The organism is Mesorhizobium sp. L103C119B0, from assembly GCF_000502235.1.
Taxonomy (GTDB): Bacteria; Pseudomonadota; Alphaproteobacteria; order Rhizobiales; family Rhizobiaceae; genus Mesorhizobium.
Genome location: NZ_AYXE01000016.1, coordinates 39,367 through 54,839, shown reverse-complemented (window position 1 = coordinate 54,839; position 15,473 = coordinate 39,367). Strand labels below are relative to the sequence as shown.

General features: G+C 63.9%; 14 protein-coding genes. 8 read left to right on the top strand and 6 right to left on the bottom strand.

Annotation, left to right across the window (positions count from 1 at the left end; all coding sequences use genetic code 11):
- Positions 1–157: 157 nt before the first annotated feature.
- The 4 genes from X728_RS143165 to gcvA form a co-directional block, all read right to left on the bottom strand.
- Positions 158–1,462: an ABC transporter substrate-binding protein gene (locus tag X728_RS143165; protein WP_023832554.1), complete on the bottom strand. Its 1,305-nt coding sequence runs from the start codon at positions 1,460–1,462 to the stop codon at positions 158–160.
- A gap of 152 nt (positions 1,463–1,614) precedes the next feature.
- The gene (locus X728_RS143170) at positions 1,615–3,057 is read right to left on the bottom strand and encodes a hypothetical protein (RefSeq protein WP_023832553.1); all 1,443 of its coding nucleotides are present in this window, start codon (positions 3,055–3,057) and stop codon (positions 1,615–1,617) included.
- Positions 3,058–3,248: 191 nt separating this feature from the next.
- Positions 3,249–4,553: a nicotinate phosphoribosyltransferase gene (gene pncB / locus X728_RS143175; RefSeq protein WP_023683568.1), complete on the bottom strand. Its 1,305-nt coding sequence runs from the start codon at positions 4,551–4,553 to the stop codon at positions 3,249–3,251.
- Between the two features lie 169 nt (positions 4,554–4,722).
- Positions 4,723–5,691 (bottom strand): transcriptional regulator GcvA, encoded by a 969-nt coding sequence (gene gcvA / locus X728_RS143180; protein WP_023742283.1) that lies wholly within the window; start codon positions 5,689–5,691, stop codon positions 4,723–4,725.
- A 207-nt stretch (positions 5,692–5,898) separates the two neighbouring features.
- Here gcvA and speB point away from each other — a divergent pair, with 207 nt between their 5' ends.
- From speB to X728_RS143220, 8 genes are all read left to right on the top strand, one after another.
- The gene (gene speB, locus X728_RS143185) at positions 5,899–6,960 is read left to right on the top strand and encodes an agmatinase (RefSeq protein WP_023736903.1); all 1,062 of its coding nucleotides are present in this window, start codon (positions 5,899–5,901) and stop codon (positions 6,958–6,960) included.
- A gap of 83 nt (positions 6,961–7,043) precedes the next feature.
- Entirely contained in the window at positions 7,044–7,838 is a 795-nt protein-coding gene (locus tag X728_RS143190) for a transporter substrate-binding domain-containing protein (RefSeq protein ID WP_023703697.1), read from the top strand.
- Between the two features lie 6 nt (positions 7,839–7,844).
- Positions 7,845–8,501 (top strand): amino acid ABC transporter permease, encoded by a 657-nt coding sequence (locus X728_RS143195; RefSeq protein WP_023832552.1) that lies wholly within the window; start codon positions 7,845–7,847, stop codon positions 8,499–8,501.
- A complete protein-coding gene (locus X728_RS143200) occupies positions 8,498–9,145 on the top strand; it encodes an amino acid ABC transporter permease (RefSeq protein ID WP_023711356.1) in 648 nt (215 codons plus the stop codon). Before X728_RS143195 ends, X728_RS143200 begins: the two co-directional genes overlap by 4 nt.
- Positions 9,146–9,218: 73 nt before the next feature.
- The gene (locus X728_RS143205; RefSeq protein WP_031193903.1) at positions 9,219–10,298 is read left to right on the top strand and encodes an extracellular solute-binding protein; all 1,080 of its coding nucleotides are present in this window, start codon (positions 9,219–9,221) and stop codon (positions 10,296–10,298) included.
- Positions 10,299–10,375: 77 nt separating this feature from the next.
- The gene (locus X728_RS143210) at positions 10,376–11,413 is read left to right on the top strand and encodes an ABC transporter ATP-binding protein (RefSeq protein WP_023671274.1); all 1,038 of its coding nucleotides are present in this window, start codon (positions 10,376–10,378) and stop codon (positions 11,411–11,413) included.
- The gene (locus X728_RS143215) at positions 11,410–12,264 is read left to right on the top strand and encodes an ABC transporter permease (RefSeq protein WP_023703699.1); all 855 of its coding nucleotides are present in this window, start codon (positions 11,410–11,412) and stop codon (positions 12,262–12,264) included. The genes X728_RS143210 and X728_RS143215 overlap by 4 nt, the downstream gene beginning before the upstream one ends.
- Entirely contained in the window at positions 12,261–13,064 is an 804-nt protein-coding gene (locus tag X728_RS143220; RefSeq protein WP_023671272.1) for an ABC transporter permease, read from the top strand. The genes X728_RS143215 and X728_RS143220 overlap by 4 nt, the downstream gene beginning before the upstream one ends.
- A gap of 51 nt (positions 13,065–13,115) precedes the next feature.
- On the opposite strand, the gene X728_RS143225 is transcribed toward X728_RS143220, so the two are convergent.
- Both X728_RS143225 and X728_RS143230 read right to left on the bottom strand, forming a co-directional pair.
- Entirely contained in the window at positions 13,116–14,519 is a 1,404-nt protein-coding gene (locus tag X728_RS143225) for an MATE family efflux transporter (RefSeq protein ID WP_023832551.1), read from the bottom strand.
- Positions 14,520–14,706: 187 nt separating this feature from the next.
- Positions 14,707–15,468 carry a glucose 1-dehydrogenase gene (locus X728_RS143230; protein ID WP_023832550.1) on the bottom strand — a complete coding sequence of 254 codons (762 nt, stop codon included), beginning with the start codon at positions 15,466–15,468 and terminating at the stop codon, positions 14,707–14,709.
- Positions 15,469–15,473: the final 5 nt, after the last annotated feature.

Sequence of the window (15,473 nt, the reverse complement as noted above, 5' to 3'; positions counted from 1 at the left end):
CAGGGCGCCCTTACCCTCCCCTTGTGGGGAGGGTGACCGCGCAGCGGTCGGGTGGGGGTTGGGCACGGGCCGTCGCGACCCCCACCCCGTCTCGCAAGCTTCGCAAAGTGCGAAGCTTGCGTGCCGACCCTCCCCACAAGGGGGAGGGTAAGGCGCCTCACAGCGCCTGCGTCGTATAATCCCCTTCGGCCTCGTAAAGCCCGTCCTCGATCTTGGTCTTGTGGACGACCTTCATCTTGCCGCCTTCGACCTTGGAGATGTTCTGGATGCCAAAACACTGGTGGATCTTGCCGTTGAAGGTCTTGGGGCCTTGCGGATGCTCCGGGCCTTCGGCGAATTCGGTCAGAGCCTCGGTCGCCTCGACCAGCTTGGCGCGGTCTTCCGGGCCCTTGTAGCCGGCGTCTTCCATCGCCTTCTTGACGACATAGAGCGTCTCCCAGCAGCCGAACATGTGGGCGGCGGTGGAGACGTCCTTGGGGTCGCCAACGGCAGCGCCATTTTCGTCGATGCCGACGGCGGCGCGGTAGGCTTTCTGCGCGGCCGAGTCATTGGCCTGCGCATAGCGCGGCGAACCTTCCCAGAAATGGCTGCCGTCCAAAAATTCGAGGCCGGGGCTATTTATGTCGGTGGCTTCGAGCGAATCGATGAAGCCGAACAGTTGCGGCCGATTGGAGCCGTAGAACTCGCCGAGTTCCTTGACGAAGGTGAGCACGGCCGGGCCGACCATCACGTGGTAGATGACTTCGGTCTCGGCGGGTATCTGCGGGAAGTATTTCGTGAAAGATGACTCTGTCGGCGGGATGGCGATCTGGGCGATGACCTCGGCGCCTTGCGCCTTCAGCGCCGGCGGCAGGTAGTCGCGATGGTCGTAGCCGAAGGCGAAATCGGGGAAGATCTGCGTCACCTTCTTGCCGGCATTGGCCGCGATCCATGGCGCCATCGACTGGATCTGGCTCTTCACATCGGTGATGCCAGGCTGGAAGACATAGCGGTTGAGCTTGGTCGAAGCGACGTGGTGGCCTTCGCTGACGACGAAATACGGGATCTTGTTTTCGCCGGCGGCCGGCGCCGAGCCGATCACCACATGCGAGAACAGCGTGCCGAAGACGATGTCGGTCTTGTGCTGGGTGGCGAACTTGCCGACCACCTCGGCGCCACGGCCGGGATCGGTGCCGTCATCCTCGATCACCAGTTCGACAGGTCGGCCATTGATGCCGCCGGCGTCGTTGATCGCCTTGACCGCGGCGGCACTGGTCTTTTCATACCAGCGGCCATAGGCGGCGCCGATGCCGGTGCGGTGCGACTGGAAGCCGATCTTGATTGGCGCCGAACTCTGCGCCTGGCTGTAGCGGACGAAGCCGGGCGCGAGCGTCAGCCCGGCGCCGGCGGCGAGACCTTTCAGCGCGGTGCGGCGGCTAAGGGTGGATTTGGAGAGATCGAAAAACCCATTCTTGTCAGTCACGGCAGTTCCCCTGTTTTTGAGTTTTGACTGTCTGTAACGAGGCAAGGCCACTCCCTTGCAGGAGGGGCAGAAATTGCATGTGTACAAACTAAATCACCAAAGCACAGAGCTTGCAAGCGGGCTTTCCGCAAAGGCATGTGGATCAGCTTGTCTCATCCGGCCGTCGGCGTGGCAAGCAACCACAGGCCGAAGATCGTGTAGGCAATCATCAGCATGCTGAGCGGCAACTGGCTGAGGGCGGCGCGCGATGGCGCCTGGTGCAGTCGCCAGGCCAGTCCATGGGCAACGAGCACCGCCAGCATGTGCCCGGCGATGATGATGCCGGCCTGCAGGTTCCACAGCCACCAGGCGGAGTGGGACCCGGCGACGAGGCCGGCCTCGATCTGCATGTCGGCGGCGCCGAACAGGTTCCATCCCAGCGCGAACGGGTCGGACAAAGCGGCAATCGCATACTGGCCGTCGACCAGCAGCGCCGTCAGATAGTGCGCGACATGATAGGCGAGCGCGATCGGTACGATCGACCAGACCAGCAGCCCGGCGGCCTCGCCGTGGGAATGTCGGCTGCCGGCAAGGCGCTGGCCGAGTATGACGGCCAGCAGGAATGCCGCCGCGAGCAGGACGAAGGTCAGCACGAGGCCAAAGCTGCTTATGCCGATGAGCGCCGTGCGGCCGGGATATTCCAGCGGGTTGATGCCGAACAGGCCGAGCCAGAAGAAGGTTTTCGACAGGCCGTCGAAGGACACCGATGACAGGCTGAGCAGCAGGACGGCCATACCGCTTGCCGGCAGGGGCGCTGCGTCGAGCAGTTTTGAGCCCGGCCAGCAGAGAGTGAGGCGACCGTGTTCATCGCGCTCGACGATGGCGAAACGAGCCACCATGGCGAAAAAGATCGTCAGGAATTCGCCGCGCCGGCTCCAATCGCGGTAGCCAAAGGCGAGCATGGCGATGAAGGTAAGCAACCAGTAGAGGCCGGCGGCATAGGCCAGCCGCGCCGGGTCGTCGGGCGCCGGGTCGATCAGCTCGAACCAGGCGAAGGCGAAGAACAGGATAACGGCCGGCCAGCAGCCGAGCCATGAAGGCAAACGCGATTCCTGTCCCTCACCGCCACGAAGCTTGAACAGGCGGCTTACGATCCGCCACGGGCCATACCATGGGTTCAGCCACGACCAGAGATCGCCGAACAGGCCTTGGGCGATGGCAAGGCCGACCCAGAGCAGCGTCCAGATGGTCAGGGGCAGCGGATTGGAGAGCGGATCGCGGCTGCCGAACAGGCCGGCGGCGATGAGGGTTGCGAAGCCGGCAAAGGAGATGAGGCTGATGATTATGCGGGCGGTGTCGGCGAATGGGAAGAGCGGCAGGCGGCGGCGCCAGAAGCGGTCGAGGGTTGCGGGTGGCAGCAGGGCGAGGACGAGGAAGCTGACGGCGACGGCGAGCGCGCCGCCGGCGATGTAGTAGCCGGTCGGGAGGAGGAGGACGTGGCCGCGGTCGGAGGCGTGGGCGAAGGCAGGGGTGGGGAGGAGTGTGAGGGTGGGGGAGCAGGCGACATATGTCAGCCTGACGCGATCCTTCACACCCCCCTCTGGCCTGCCGGCCATATCCCCCGCAAGGGGGGAGATTGGATGTCGCCGGGGCTTTCGCCAACTTTCAAGGGTGAAGAAAGAGGCGCGGTACTCGACGCTGCCAATCTCCCCCCTTGCGGGGGAGATGTCCGGCAGGACAGAGGGGGGTGGGCGGGAACTCACGCTATCGCGATTTCCATTTCGTCCAGCAAGGCACCCGCCGACCCTCAAACCTTGACCAGCTGCTCCACGCGGTCCTTCGCCCCAAAAATCCGGAGATAGCGCTCGATCTCCTTCTTGTCGCCCGTCGCTTTCGCCGGATTGTCCGACAGCTTCACCGCCGGCCTGCCATTGGCCTCCGTCACCTTGCAGACCAGCGATATCGCATCGAGGCTGTTGGTTTCGGTCGGCGCGCAGCCTTCGAAATCGTTGGTGAGGTTGGTGCCCCAGCCGAAGGACATGCGCACCTTGCCCTTGAAGTGCCTGTAGGTCTCCTCGATGGTTTCGACCTCGAGACCGTCGGAGAAGATCAGCAGCTTCTGCCTGGGGTCCTTGCCCTTCTCGCGCCACCAGTCGATGATTTTTTCGCCGCCTTCGATCGGCGGCGCGCTGTCGGGGCGGAAGCCGGTCCAGTCGGCGACCCAGTCCGGGGCGTCGCGCAGGAAGGATGCGGTGCCGAAAGCGTCGGGCAGCACGATCAGCAGGTTGCCGCCATAATAGCGCTGCCAGTCCTGCAGCACCTTGTAGGGCGATTCCTTCAATTCCTTTTCCGACTTGGCAAGGGCGGCAAACACCATCGGCAATTCATGCGCGTTGGTGCCGAGCGCTTCGAGGTCGTTGTCCATCGCCAGCAGCACGTTGGAGGTGCCGGTGAAGGCTTCGCCAATACCTTCTTTGAGCGCCTCGACGCACCAGCGCTGCCACAGGAAGGAATGGCGGCGGCGGGTGCCGAAATCGGAGATGCGGATGCCGGGCAGCGCCTTCAAGCGTTCGGTCTTGGCCCACATCTTCCCCTTGGCGCGTGCATAGAGCACGTCAAGCGCGAAGGGACCGAAGGCGCGCATGGCGGCGCGGGAACGAAGCTCATTGATGATCGCCAGCGCCGGGATTTCCCACAGGGTGGTGTACATCCAGGGACCGCTGAAGGAGAGCTCGTACTGACCGTCGCGCTTGGAGAGCTCGTAGTCGGGCAGCCGAAAACCTTCCAGCCAGGCGAGGAATTCCGGCTCGAAGATCTGCTTGCGGCCATAGAAATTGTTACCGCCAAGCCAGATCATCTCCTTTTTGGAGAAGCGCAGCGTGCGGGCATGGTCGAGCTGGTCGCGCAATTCGCCTTCGTCGATGTCGTCGGCCAGGCGCACCGAGGTGGTGCGGTTGATCAGCGAAAAGGTGGCGTCGACCTTGGGGTACATGCCCCAGATCATCTGCAGCATCAGAAGCTTGTAGAAATCGGTGTCGAGCAGGCTGCGGACGATCGGGTCCAGCTTCCAGGTGTGGTTGTAGACGCGCCGCGCTATATCGGTTCTTGCCATGTCCTGCCGTCGCCTTCGCTGCTCACGTCTTTCTTACGCAATTCCGGACGGGAAACCGCCGCACAGTTTTCCTGGAATTGCCGGGCAAGAGCTTATTAGCATTGAATTTTTGAAAGCGCCTCCCGCTTTCCGGGCTGGCCCGACAAAAAGCAGCCGCTCAGGTCCAGCCTCAACTCTTGGCGCCCACCACCCGCAGCGCCGGACGCTTCCGGCGGCTGCTGATGCGGCCGGCCACCGGCGCGTCGGCCCGGCTGTCGGCCTGTTCCTTTTCGGCAAACAGCCAGTCGACGAACAATTGCACGATAGGCGCCGAACGCATCTCGTTGCGGCAGACGACGTAGAAATCATCGACCGCCGGCACCGACAGGCTGAACGGCGCCACCAGCAGGCCCCTGGCGAGCAGCATGCTGGCGGTGACGGAATCGCCGAGCGCCACGCCATGTCCGTGCACCGCGGCTTCGATCGCGGTGCGGGCGTCGCCGAGATGGTGGCGGCGGCCACGTTCGAGGTCGAGCCCATCGGCGGCGGCCAGCCAGGTGTGCCATTCGCGGCCATCATCGCCATGCAGGATGACATGGCCAGCAAGATCCCGGCAGATGCGGAGCGGCCGGTTGTTGATCAGCGTCGGGCTGACCACCGGGAACAGTTCGAGGCCCGACCATTTGCGCATCCAGCAATCGGTCCAGCTGCCGTCGCCATAGAGCACGCAGACATCGACCTGTGGGGCGCGGATGTCCTTGGGGTCGTTGGACGGGATCAGCGTCAACCTGATATCAGGATATTGCGCCATGAAGCTGCCGAGCCGCGGCGTCATCCACAGAAGCAGCAGCGCCGGCACGCAGGAGACCGACAGCGTACCGGCGCTGGCTGGCCTGGTCATGCGCTGGGTGGCGGCGGCGATGCCGTCGAAGGCGGTCGAGACCGCCGGCAGCAATTCGGCGCCGTGCGGGGTGAGCTTTACCCGCTGTCCGGTGCGTTCGAACAGTTTTACGCCGAGTGATTGCTCGAGCGCCTTGATCTGGTGGCTGATTGCGCCGTGGGTGACGTTGAGCTCACTCGCCGCCTTGGTCAGCGAGGCATGCCGCGCCGTCGCCTCGAAGGCGCGCAAGGGATTCAAGGGGGGCAGACGCTTGGCCATGAGCAACCGGATACTCTGTGAGATTTTCTCACAATCAGCACCGTAACAATATCAATTGATTTTTCAATGCGGCTGCCGGACACTTTGGCAGGTCAACAGTATCAATGACGTGAAATCTACAGGCAGCCAGCGGGACAGCGACCCGGCCGGATGATGGTCAGTTTGCAGACGCTGCCGCATGCACCAGCCCGGCAGGAGGAGACCGACATGGGTTATGACAGAGGCAAGCTCGACGCGTTGCGCCGCAAATATGGCGAGAGCCATGGCGGCGAGATGTTCGACCCGAAGTTCCGCAAGGTCGCCGACAAGATCTTCTCCAAGAGCGGCACCCGACTCGCGCCCTATGCCGGCATCCCGACCTTCCTCGCCGCGCCCTATCGCGAAATCGCAGCCGACAATCCCGATTTCGGCGATTTGCAGGTGGCGATCATCGGCGTGCCGATGGATCTCGGCGTCACCAACCGGCCCGGCTCGCGCTTCGGGCCCAGGGCGCTGCGCGCCATCGAGCGCATAGGCCCCTACAATCATGTGCTGGAATGCGCGCCGACGCATGAGCTTCGCGTCGCCGACATCGGCGATACGCCGTTCCGCAGCCGTTACCGGCTGGAGATCAGCCACGAGGATATCGAGCGCCGCACCAACCAGATCGTCGATGCCGGCGTGCTGCCGCTCTCGGTCGGAGGCGACCACTCGATCAGCCATCCGATCCTGAAGGCGGTCGGCAAGAAGGCGCCGGTCGGCATGATCCACATCGACGCTCATTGCGACACAAGCGGGCTGTTCGACATGACCAAGTTCCATCATGGCGGACCGTTCCGCAACGCGGTGCTGGACGGCGTGCTCGACCCCACCCGCACCATCCAGATCGGCATCCGCGGCTCAGCGGAGTATCTGTGGGAGTTCACCTATGAATCCGGCATGACGGTCGTGCATGCCGAAGAGGTGACGGGTCTCGGCATTCCGGCCATCATCGAGAAGGCGCGCAGAATAGTCGGCGACGGCCCGACCTACATTTCCTTCGACGTCGACAGTGTCGATCCGGCCTTCGCGCCGGGTACCGGCACGCCGGAAATAGGCGGCCTGACGACGCGCGAGGTGCTCGAACTGCTGCGCGGCTTGAAAGGCCTCAACATTGTCGGCGGCGATGTCGTCGAGGTGGCGCCGCAATATGACGCGACCACCAACACCGCCCATGTCGGCGCCCAGGTCCTGTTCGAGATCCTGAGCCTGATGGTGTTCAGCCCGGCGATCACCGGCAAGGGGGCCTGACGGATTTCACATGCAAAGGCGGCCGCCGCGCTGGAGCCGGCGGCCGTTTCCAAAACAAACAAGCTTCCAGAAGGGGAATACCAATGACAATCCATATGAAATCAACCATCGCCGCTGCGCTGATGCTCGCCGGCCTCGGCTTCGCCTCCCAGGCCAATGCCGACGCCGTCGACGACATCACCAAGGCCGGCGCCATCAATGTCGGCATCTTCTCCGACTTTCCGCCCTTCTCCTCGGCCAGCGCCGATATGAGCATCAAGGGTTACGACGTCGACGTCGCGCAGGCGATCGCCGATTCACTCAAGGTGAAGCTCAATCTGGTCAGCGTCACCGGCCAGAACCGCATCCCGTATCTCACCGACAAGCGCGTCGATATCCTGATGAGCGTCGGCTATTCCAAGGAGCGCGAGGAGGTCATCGATTTCGCCGCCGCCTATGCGCCCTATTACATCGCCGTCATCGGTCCGGCAGCGCTTTCGATCAAAGGCAAGGAAGATCTCGCCGACAAGTCGATCGCCGTCAATCGCGGCACGCTGGAGGATACGTCGCTGACCGAAGCGGCGCCGGCATCGGCCGACATCAAGCGCTTCGACAACTACAATTCCGTCATCCAGGCCTTCATCTCGGGCCAGACCCAGCTGATGGTGGTCGGCAATGATGTCGGCGCCCAGGTGCTGGCCAAGCAGGACGCGCTGAAGCCGGAGCAGAAGTTCCAGCTTCTGACCTCGCCTTCGCATATCGGCCTCAACAAGAAAGAGGACCGGCTGAAGACGGCGGTCAATGATGCGGTTGCCAAGATGCTGGCCGACGGCAAGCTCGATGAGAGCTCGAAGGCCTGGCTGAAGACGCCGCTCAATCCCGACAACCTCAAGGATTGAGTTCTCGTGGCCTTTGCCTGGCTCCCAGGCGCTGTGGGCGACATCGCGCGCGGCGCGGCCACGACGATCCTGTTGATCGTCGTGACCACGCTCGTGGGCACGCTGCTCAGCATCATGGGCGCTGCCGGCCGGCGCAACGGCCCGGTATTCGTGAAGCGCGCCATCGCGGTGTATGTCGAGGTGATGCGCAACACGCCGTTCCTGGTGCAGCTGTTCTTCATCTTCTTCGGACTGCCCAGCCTCGGCATAAGGCTCGATCCGATCCTGGCAGCCATGTTGGCAATGACGCTCAACATGGCGGCCTACACCATTGAAATCGTCGGCGCCGGTCTCGATGCCGTGCCCGGCGGACAGACGGAAGCCGCCTTGGCACTCGGGCTTCGGTCACGCCAGGTGTTTGTCAAGATCGTGCTGCCGCAGGCGCTCAAGGTGATCTATCCGGCGCTGACCAGCCAGATCGTCATCATGATGCTGGAATCGGCCGTGGTGTCGCAGATCGCCGTGCGCGAGCTGACCTATGAGGCCGACATGCTGCAAGCCCGCACCTTCCGCTCCTTCGAAACCTATTTCGTCGTGACCCTGGTCTACCTCGTCCTGTCCATGGCCTTGCGCCGGCTGCTGGTCACAGGCGGGCGCCGCGTATTGGGGGCAGGTGTCACATGATCGAATTCACCCTCTGGGACATCGTTCGCAATCTGCTGCTCGCCGCCCGCTGGACGGTGCTGTTGTCGCTGGCCGCCTTCGTCGGCGGGGCGCTGGTCGGGCTGATCGTGCTGTTCTTCAGGATCGCAGAGAATAAATGGAGCCAGCGGGTCGCTTCCGGCTACATCGCCCTGTTCCAGGGAACGCCGCTGTTGATGCAGCTGTTCCTGATGTTCTTCGGCCTGCCGATGCTCGGCCTGCGCATCGAGCCATGGACGGCAGCGGTGCTCGGCCTGACCTTCTTCGCCAGCGCCTATCTGGCCGAGATCTGGCGCAGCGGCGTCGATGCGCTGCCGCTGGGACAGTGGGATGCCGGCGCCAGCCTCGGCCTGCACCGCCTGCAGGAGCTCAGGCTGATCATCCTGCCGCAGGCGTTCTCGATCACAAGGGCGCCGATCGTCGGCTTCCTGGTGCAGTTGATCAAATCGACGGCGCTGACCTCGATCATCGGCTTCGAGGAGCTGGTCAGAACCTCCAACGCCATCAACAACGCCACCTTCGAACCGTTCAAGGTCTACGGGCTGGTGGCGCTGATCTTCTTCGTCATGTGCTTTCCACTGACGCAATACGCCCGTACGCTCGAACAACGAGCGGCGGCCCACTGACGCCAGGGGGCGACAGTGCGTGAAGGGAACCTGCCGGGAACGGCATCAACTGAGGAGAAACCAGATGAACAGACTGATCGGAAAATCCCTGACACGGCGCGGCGTGCTTGGTGCGGGCCTCGCTACAGCCGGCGTGCTCGCCATGCCGTCGATCCTGCGCGCGCAGGACAAGTCGCTGAAGGTCGGCGTCTATGGCGGCTATTTCAAGAAATCCTTTGACGAGCACGTCTTCCCAGATTTTACCAAGGCCACCGGCATTGCAGTGGAATCGGTCGCCGAGCCGACCGGCGAAGCCTGGCTGGTGCAGCTCGAACAGGCGTCCAAGGCAGGCCAGGCGCCGGCCGACCTTTCGATGATGTCGCAGACCTCGACGCTGAAGGGCCAGTCGACCGAATTATGGACGCCGCTCGATACGTCGAAGTTCAAGCACTACAACGACCTCTTGCCGCGCTTCGTCAACAAATATCCGGATGGCCGGGTCGCCGGCATCGGCGCCGTCGCCTGGTGGATCACGCTGGTCTCCAACACCGATGTCTACAAAGATGCGCCGACCTCATGGGAGACGCTGTGGGACAAGGCCAATGAGGACAAGCTTGGCCTTCTGGCACTTGCCTCGAACTCGTTCCTGCTCGAAGTGACGGCAAAGACCTTCATGGGCGGCACCAATGCGCTCGACACCGAGGACGGACTGAACAAGGCATTCGAAAAGCTCGCCGAGCTCAAGCCGAATGTCCGGCTGTGGTATCGCGACGAGGCGCAGTTCGAGCAGGCGCTGAAGTCGGGCGAGATCCCGATGGGCCAGTATTATCACGACGTCACCGGCCTCGCGGTCGCCGACGGCTTCCATGTCCGCTCGACCTTCCCGAAGGAAGGCGGCATCCAGGATTCCGGCAATTGGGTGCTGTCGCGCGCCTCGACCAAGGTCGACGAGGCGCATGCCTTCATCGACTATATGAGCCAGCCGTCGATGCAGGGCCTGATGTCGCGCAAGGTCGGAACCACGCCGACGCTGAAGAAAGAGGTGCTCGACCTCAAGCCGGAAGAGTTCGCAGCCGTGTCGTCGGATATCGATCCGATCATCCCGCGCTACGACCTCTATACGTCGAAGGCCGACTGGATCAACCAGAAGTGGACCGAGCTGATCGTCGGCTGAGCCGTTCGATCCGTCTGAACCACAGCGGCCGCCGGCATAGTCCGGCGGCCCCTTAGCAAACCCTCCAAGGGATGAGCATGTCCGGACTAGACATCAACGCCGTCACCAAAAAATTCGGCAACTTCGCCGCCGTCGACAATGTCCAGCTCAACGTGCCGCATGGCACGTTCGTGTGTCTGCTCGGCCCGTCGGGCTGCGGCAAGACCACGCTGCTGCGCATGATTGCCGGACTGGAGGAGCCGACCAGCGGCGCCATCGTGCTCGACGGCGAGGACATCACGCCTTTGCCGACGCACAAGCGCAATCTCGGCATGGTGTTCCAGTCGCTGGCGCTGTTTCCGCATCTCTCCGTCGGCGACAACATCGCCTATGCGCTGCGCATTCGCGGCGCCTCGAAGGAGGAGCAGAAGAAACGCGTCGACGAGTTGCTGGGCCTCATCCATCTGACCGGCTTTGCCGACCGTCCGGTGGCCAAACTATCGGGCGGTCAGCGCCAGCGCGTGGCAATTGCGCGGGCCTTGGCGCTGTCGCCGAAACTGTTCCTGCTCGACGAGCCGCTGTCGGCGCTCGACGCCAAACTGCGCGAGGCCATGCAGGTAGAACTGCGCCAGTTGCAGCAGCGGTTGGGCATCACCACCATCGTCGTCACCCACGACCAGCGCGAAGCCATGACCATGGCCGACCTGGTCGTCGTCATGGGCCACGGCAGGATCCTGCAGGCGGCGCCGCCAATCGAGATCTACCGCAAGCCGGCCGACGCCTTCGTCGCGGACTTCATCGGCATCACCAATCTGCTGCCGGCCGAGATCGACAGCACCGGGCGCACCACCATTCTGGGCACAGCCATTCCAGGTCTTGCCATGCCGGCGGGTCAGACTAAAGCGTCTGTATCGGTCCGCCCCGAGGATGTGCATCTCGGCAGCCCCGGCGGCTCGGCCATCACCGGCGAGGTGAGTTTCGTGCGCGATCTCGGCGGCACCATCGAGACCTTCGTCGACGTCGGCGGCACCAGCATCATTGCGGTGACGACGCCGCGCGAGCGGCATGACGTGCCGGTCGGCGCCAAGGTCGGCGTCACACTGCCGCCGGCAAGCTGCGTGGTGCTCGGCGCATGAGACGCGAGGCGCCGAAGTCGATAGCCGACTACACGCCGCTGTTCTTTCCGGCGCTGATGCTGATCGTCTTCTTCGTCGTGCCGTTCTCGACGATGATCGCGGTGAGCTTCTTCAAGCGCAACCCGTCCGGTTTCTACACGCCGGATTTCGTGTTCGACAATTACGCCCGCTTCCTGTCGGTGTTCTTCGGCGGCGTGCTCGGCTTTTCGCTGCTGCTGGCGGTGCTGGTCGCCGTCTGCTGCGTGGCCATCGCCTTCCCCTTCACCTACCTTTTGACCCGTCGGCCGCGCCGCGTGCAGACGCTGTGGCTGGTCGGCCTCCTGTCGGTGCTGTCGCTGTCGGAAGTCATTATCGGCTTTGCCTGGTCGACGCTGTTTTCGCGCACCGCCGGCATCACCAATCTGTTCGTGGCGATCGGGCTGATGGACAAGCCGGTGGCGCTGCTGCCGACCTTTGGCGCGGTGCTGACCGGCATGGTCTACCAGGCGCTGCCCTATACGATCCTGGTGCTGTACCCCGCCCTCGTGCGCCTCGACCCGACATTGCTCGAGGCAGCGCGCACGCTCGGCGCCTCGCCGATCCGCGCCTTCTTCAACGTCGTCGCGCCGGCATTGCGCAACACCATTGTGGCGACGCTGATCATGGTCTTCGTGTTCGCCCTCGGCTCCTATCTTTTGCCGCAGATTCTGGGACGGCCGCAGCACTGGACGCTGTCGGTGCTGATCACCGACCAGGCGATCTACCAGTCCAACATGCCGTTCGCGGCCGCAATGGCGGTGTTCCTGGTGCTGATCTCGCTGGCGCTGGTCGGACTGACGCTGCTCGTCGGACGAAGGGAGAACGCCCTGTGACCGCGACCTTGCTGCGCCGTGTCTATTTCACCATCGTCGCGCTGTTCCTGGCGGCGCCGCTGATCGTCGTCGCCGGCGTGTCGGTGAATTCGCGGCAGGAGCTCAGCTTCCCGCCGGTCGGCTTCTCGCTCGCCTGGTACGCCCAGATCTTCACCGATCCGGAATGGCGTCTGGCGCTGATCCATTCTGTGACGCTGGCCGTCTGTTCGGCCGCGATTGCCGTGGCGGTGGCGCTGCCGCTGGCCTGGTTCCTGTGGCGGCGCATCGCGCCATGGGCGAACATTTTCCAGGTGCTGGGGCTTGCCCCCTTCATCCTGCCGCCGGTCATCACCGCGCTCGGCTTCCTCTCCTTCTGGGCGACGGTCGGGCTGTTCGGCCAGTTCTTCACCGCCATCATCAGCCACGCCATCTTCTTCGTGACGCTGCCGCTGGTGACCCTGTCGCTCGGCTTTGCCTCGATCGACCGCTCATTGGTCGAGGCTGCGGCGACCATGGGCGCCGATGATCGCACGGTGCTGAAGACCGTGGTGCTGCCGCTGATCCTGCCCTACCTCGTCTCGGGCTACGCCTTCGCCTTCGTCTTGTCGCTCAACGAATACATCGTCGCCTACATGACGATCGGCTTCACCACCGAGACGCTGCCGATCAAGATCTTCAACGCGCTGCGCTACGGCTACACGCCGACCATGGCTTCGGTGTCGGTGTTCTTCGTCGCGGTGGCGGCACTGGTGTTCGGCTCGATCGCGCGATTTGGCGATATACGCAGGCTGCTCGGCGCGATGTCGTCGGACGGGAGCTGAGCGAGCCACGCCAAACGAGAACGGCCGCCGAACCCGGCGGCCGTTTTGCTTTTAATGGCTGAAGACGAGCGGCGGCGCTATCCGATCCCGCCGCAGCCAGCGAGCCAGGAGCAGCACCGCCACCACGGCCAGACCCGACGCAAGGCCGATCCAGATGCCGACGCCGTGCAGGCCGAAATGGAAGGCGAGCAGCACGCCGAGCGGCAGGCCGATGCCCCAATAGCCGATGGCGGCATAGATCATCGGCACCTTGGTGTCGTGCAGGCCGCGCAGCATGCCGGCGGCAACGGCCTGCGCGCCGTCGAAGATCTGGAACAGTGCGGCAAAGGCCAGGAACGACACGGCCAGCGCGATCACCCTGGCATTGGCCGGATCGGTCATGTCGATGAAGGCGCTGATCAACAGATGCGGCCACAGCACCATCACCAGCGCCATCAGCGCCATGGACGAGACGCCGATGACGAAGGCGGTCCAGCCGGCGCGCGAAACGCCTGCCGAATTGCCGGCGCCATGGGCCAGCCCGACGCGCACGGTGACGGCCTGGTTGAGGCCGAGCGGCGCCATGAAGGAGATCGAGGCGATCTGGATGGCGATAGCGTGCGCGGCAAGCGAATCCGCATCGATCAGGCCCATCAGCAGGGCTGCCGCGTTGAAGATCGTCACCTCGAAGGCGAGGATGCCGGCGATCGGCATGCCGAGCCGCAGCAGACCCTTGAAACGCGGCCAGTCGGAGCGCCAGAAGCGGCCGAACAGGCGGTAGCGGCGGAATTTCTTCTCCAGCATCACCACGGCTGCCAGGCCGCAGAACATCAGCGTGCTCGACAGCGTGGTCGCCAGCCCCGAACCGGCAATGCCCATTGAGGTGACGCCGAGATTGCCAAACATGAACACCCAGTTGAAGAAGGCGTTGCAGGCGACGGCGACGAAGACGATGATCAGCGCCCAGCCCGGCCGCTCCAGTGCCGAGATGAACGAGCGCAGCACGATATAGCCGTAGAAAGGCAGCACCGCCCATTCCAGCCAGCGCAGATAGATGCCGGCCTGATGCGCCAATGCCGGCTCCTGGCCCATGGCCAGCAGAATGGCCTCGCCATGCCACAGCACGATCCAGATCGGGATCGAGATCAGGATCGCCAGCCACAGGCCCTGGCGCACGGTGCGACGCAGATCGCGCACCGAATAGCGGCGGCGGCCAAGCTCGGTGGCGATCATCGGCGAGGTCGCCAGCATCAGGCCGAGGCCGAAGATCAGCGGCATGAAATAGAGATTGGCGCCAAGCGCGCCGCTGGCCAGCGTGTCCGCGCCCAGACGCCCCATCATCATGACGTCGGTGGCGGTCATCGCGGTCTGGCCGAGATTGGTCAGCACCATCGGCCAGGCCAGCGCCAGCGTCGCCCTGATTTCCTGACGCCAAAGATTTTCCGGCGCACGAGCGCCGGCTTCGATCGCAGACATTGTCCTGCTCTTTCCGATTGCGGCGCGTCGGCAACGAGGCCGGAAGCCGCACTTCCAAACGGCAAAACCTTCGGTTTCGCAGCGTTTGCGTCGTTCTATTGGACGAAATGCGGCATGAAGGCAAGGGAGGACGGGCAGCCGGCGATTGAGCCAGAGGCGGGAACCCTCCTATCCGGCTGCCCTTGGATCAACCGATGCTTTCGCCGCCGTCGATCACCAGCGCCTGGCCGGTCATGAAGGATGAGCGGTCGGAGACGAGGAACAGGATCGCTTCGGCGATCTCTTCGGCGCTCGCCCAGCGCCCCATCGGGATCCTGGTGCGGACATAGGTCTCGATCGCCTCGCGCCCGCCCATCTGGGCGATGAACGGCTCGTTGAAAGGCGTGTCGACCCAGCCCGGGCAGAGCGCGTTGACGCGCACATTGTGCCGGGCATAGTCGAGCGACATCTGCCTGGTCATCGCCACCACCGCATGTTTCGACGTCGCGTAGGCGATCATCTCGCGGTCGTAGAACACGCCGGAGTTCGAGGCCGTGTTGAGGATGACGCCGCCGCCTTGCGCGACCATCGCCGGCATGGCCAGCCGCGCGGCCAGGAACTGCGCCCGTACATTGATGCGCCAAGACGCATCCATGCCATCGACCTCGACCTCGGTCAGCGTGCCGCCGACCTGGATGCCGGCGTGATTGTGCAGGATGTCGATGCGGCCATACTTGCCGAGCGTGCCGGTGATGAGCTGCCCGACCGCCGCGTCGTCAGAGACGTCGGTGACAATCGCCTCGGCCTGCCCGCCCACTGCCCGGATGTCCGCCGCTGTCGTCTCGCCGCTGGTCTTATCCCGGTCGGCGATGACCACCACAGCGCCTTCCCTGGCCATGATCATGGCGCCGGCGCGGCCGATGCCGGAACCGGCGCCCGTCACCACGGCGATGCGGTCTCTAAGGATCATGAATT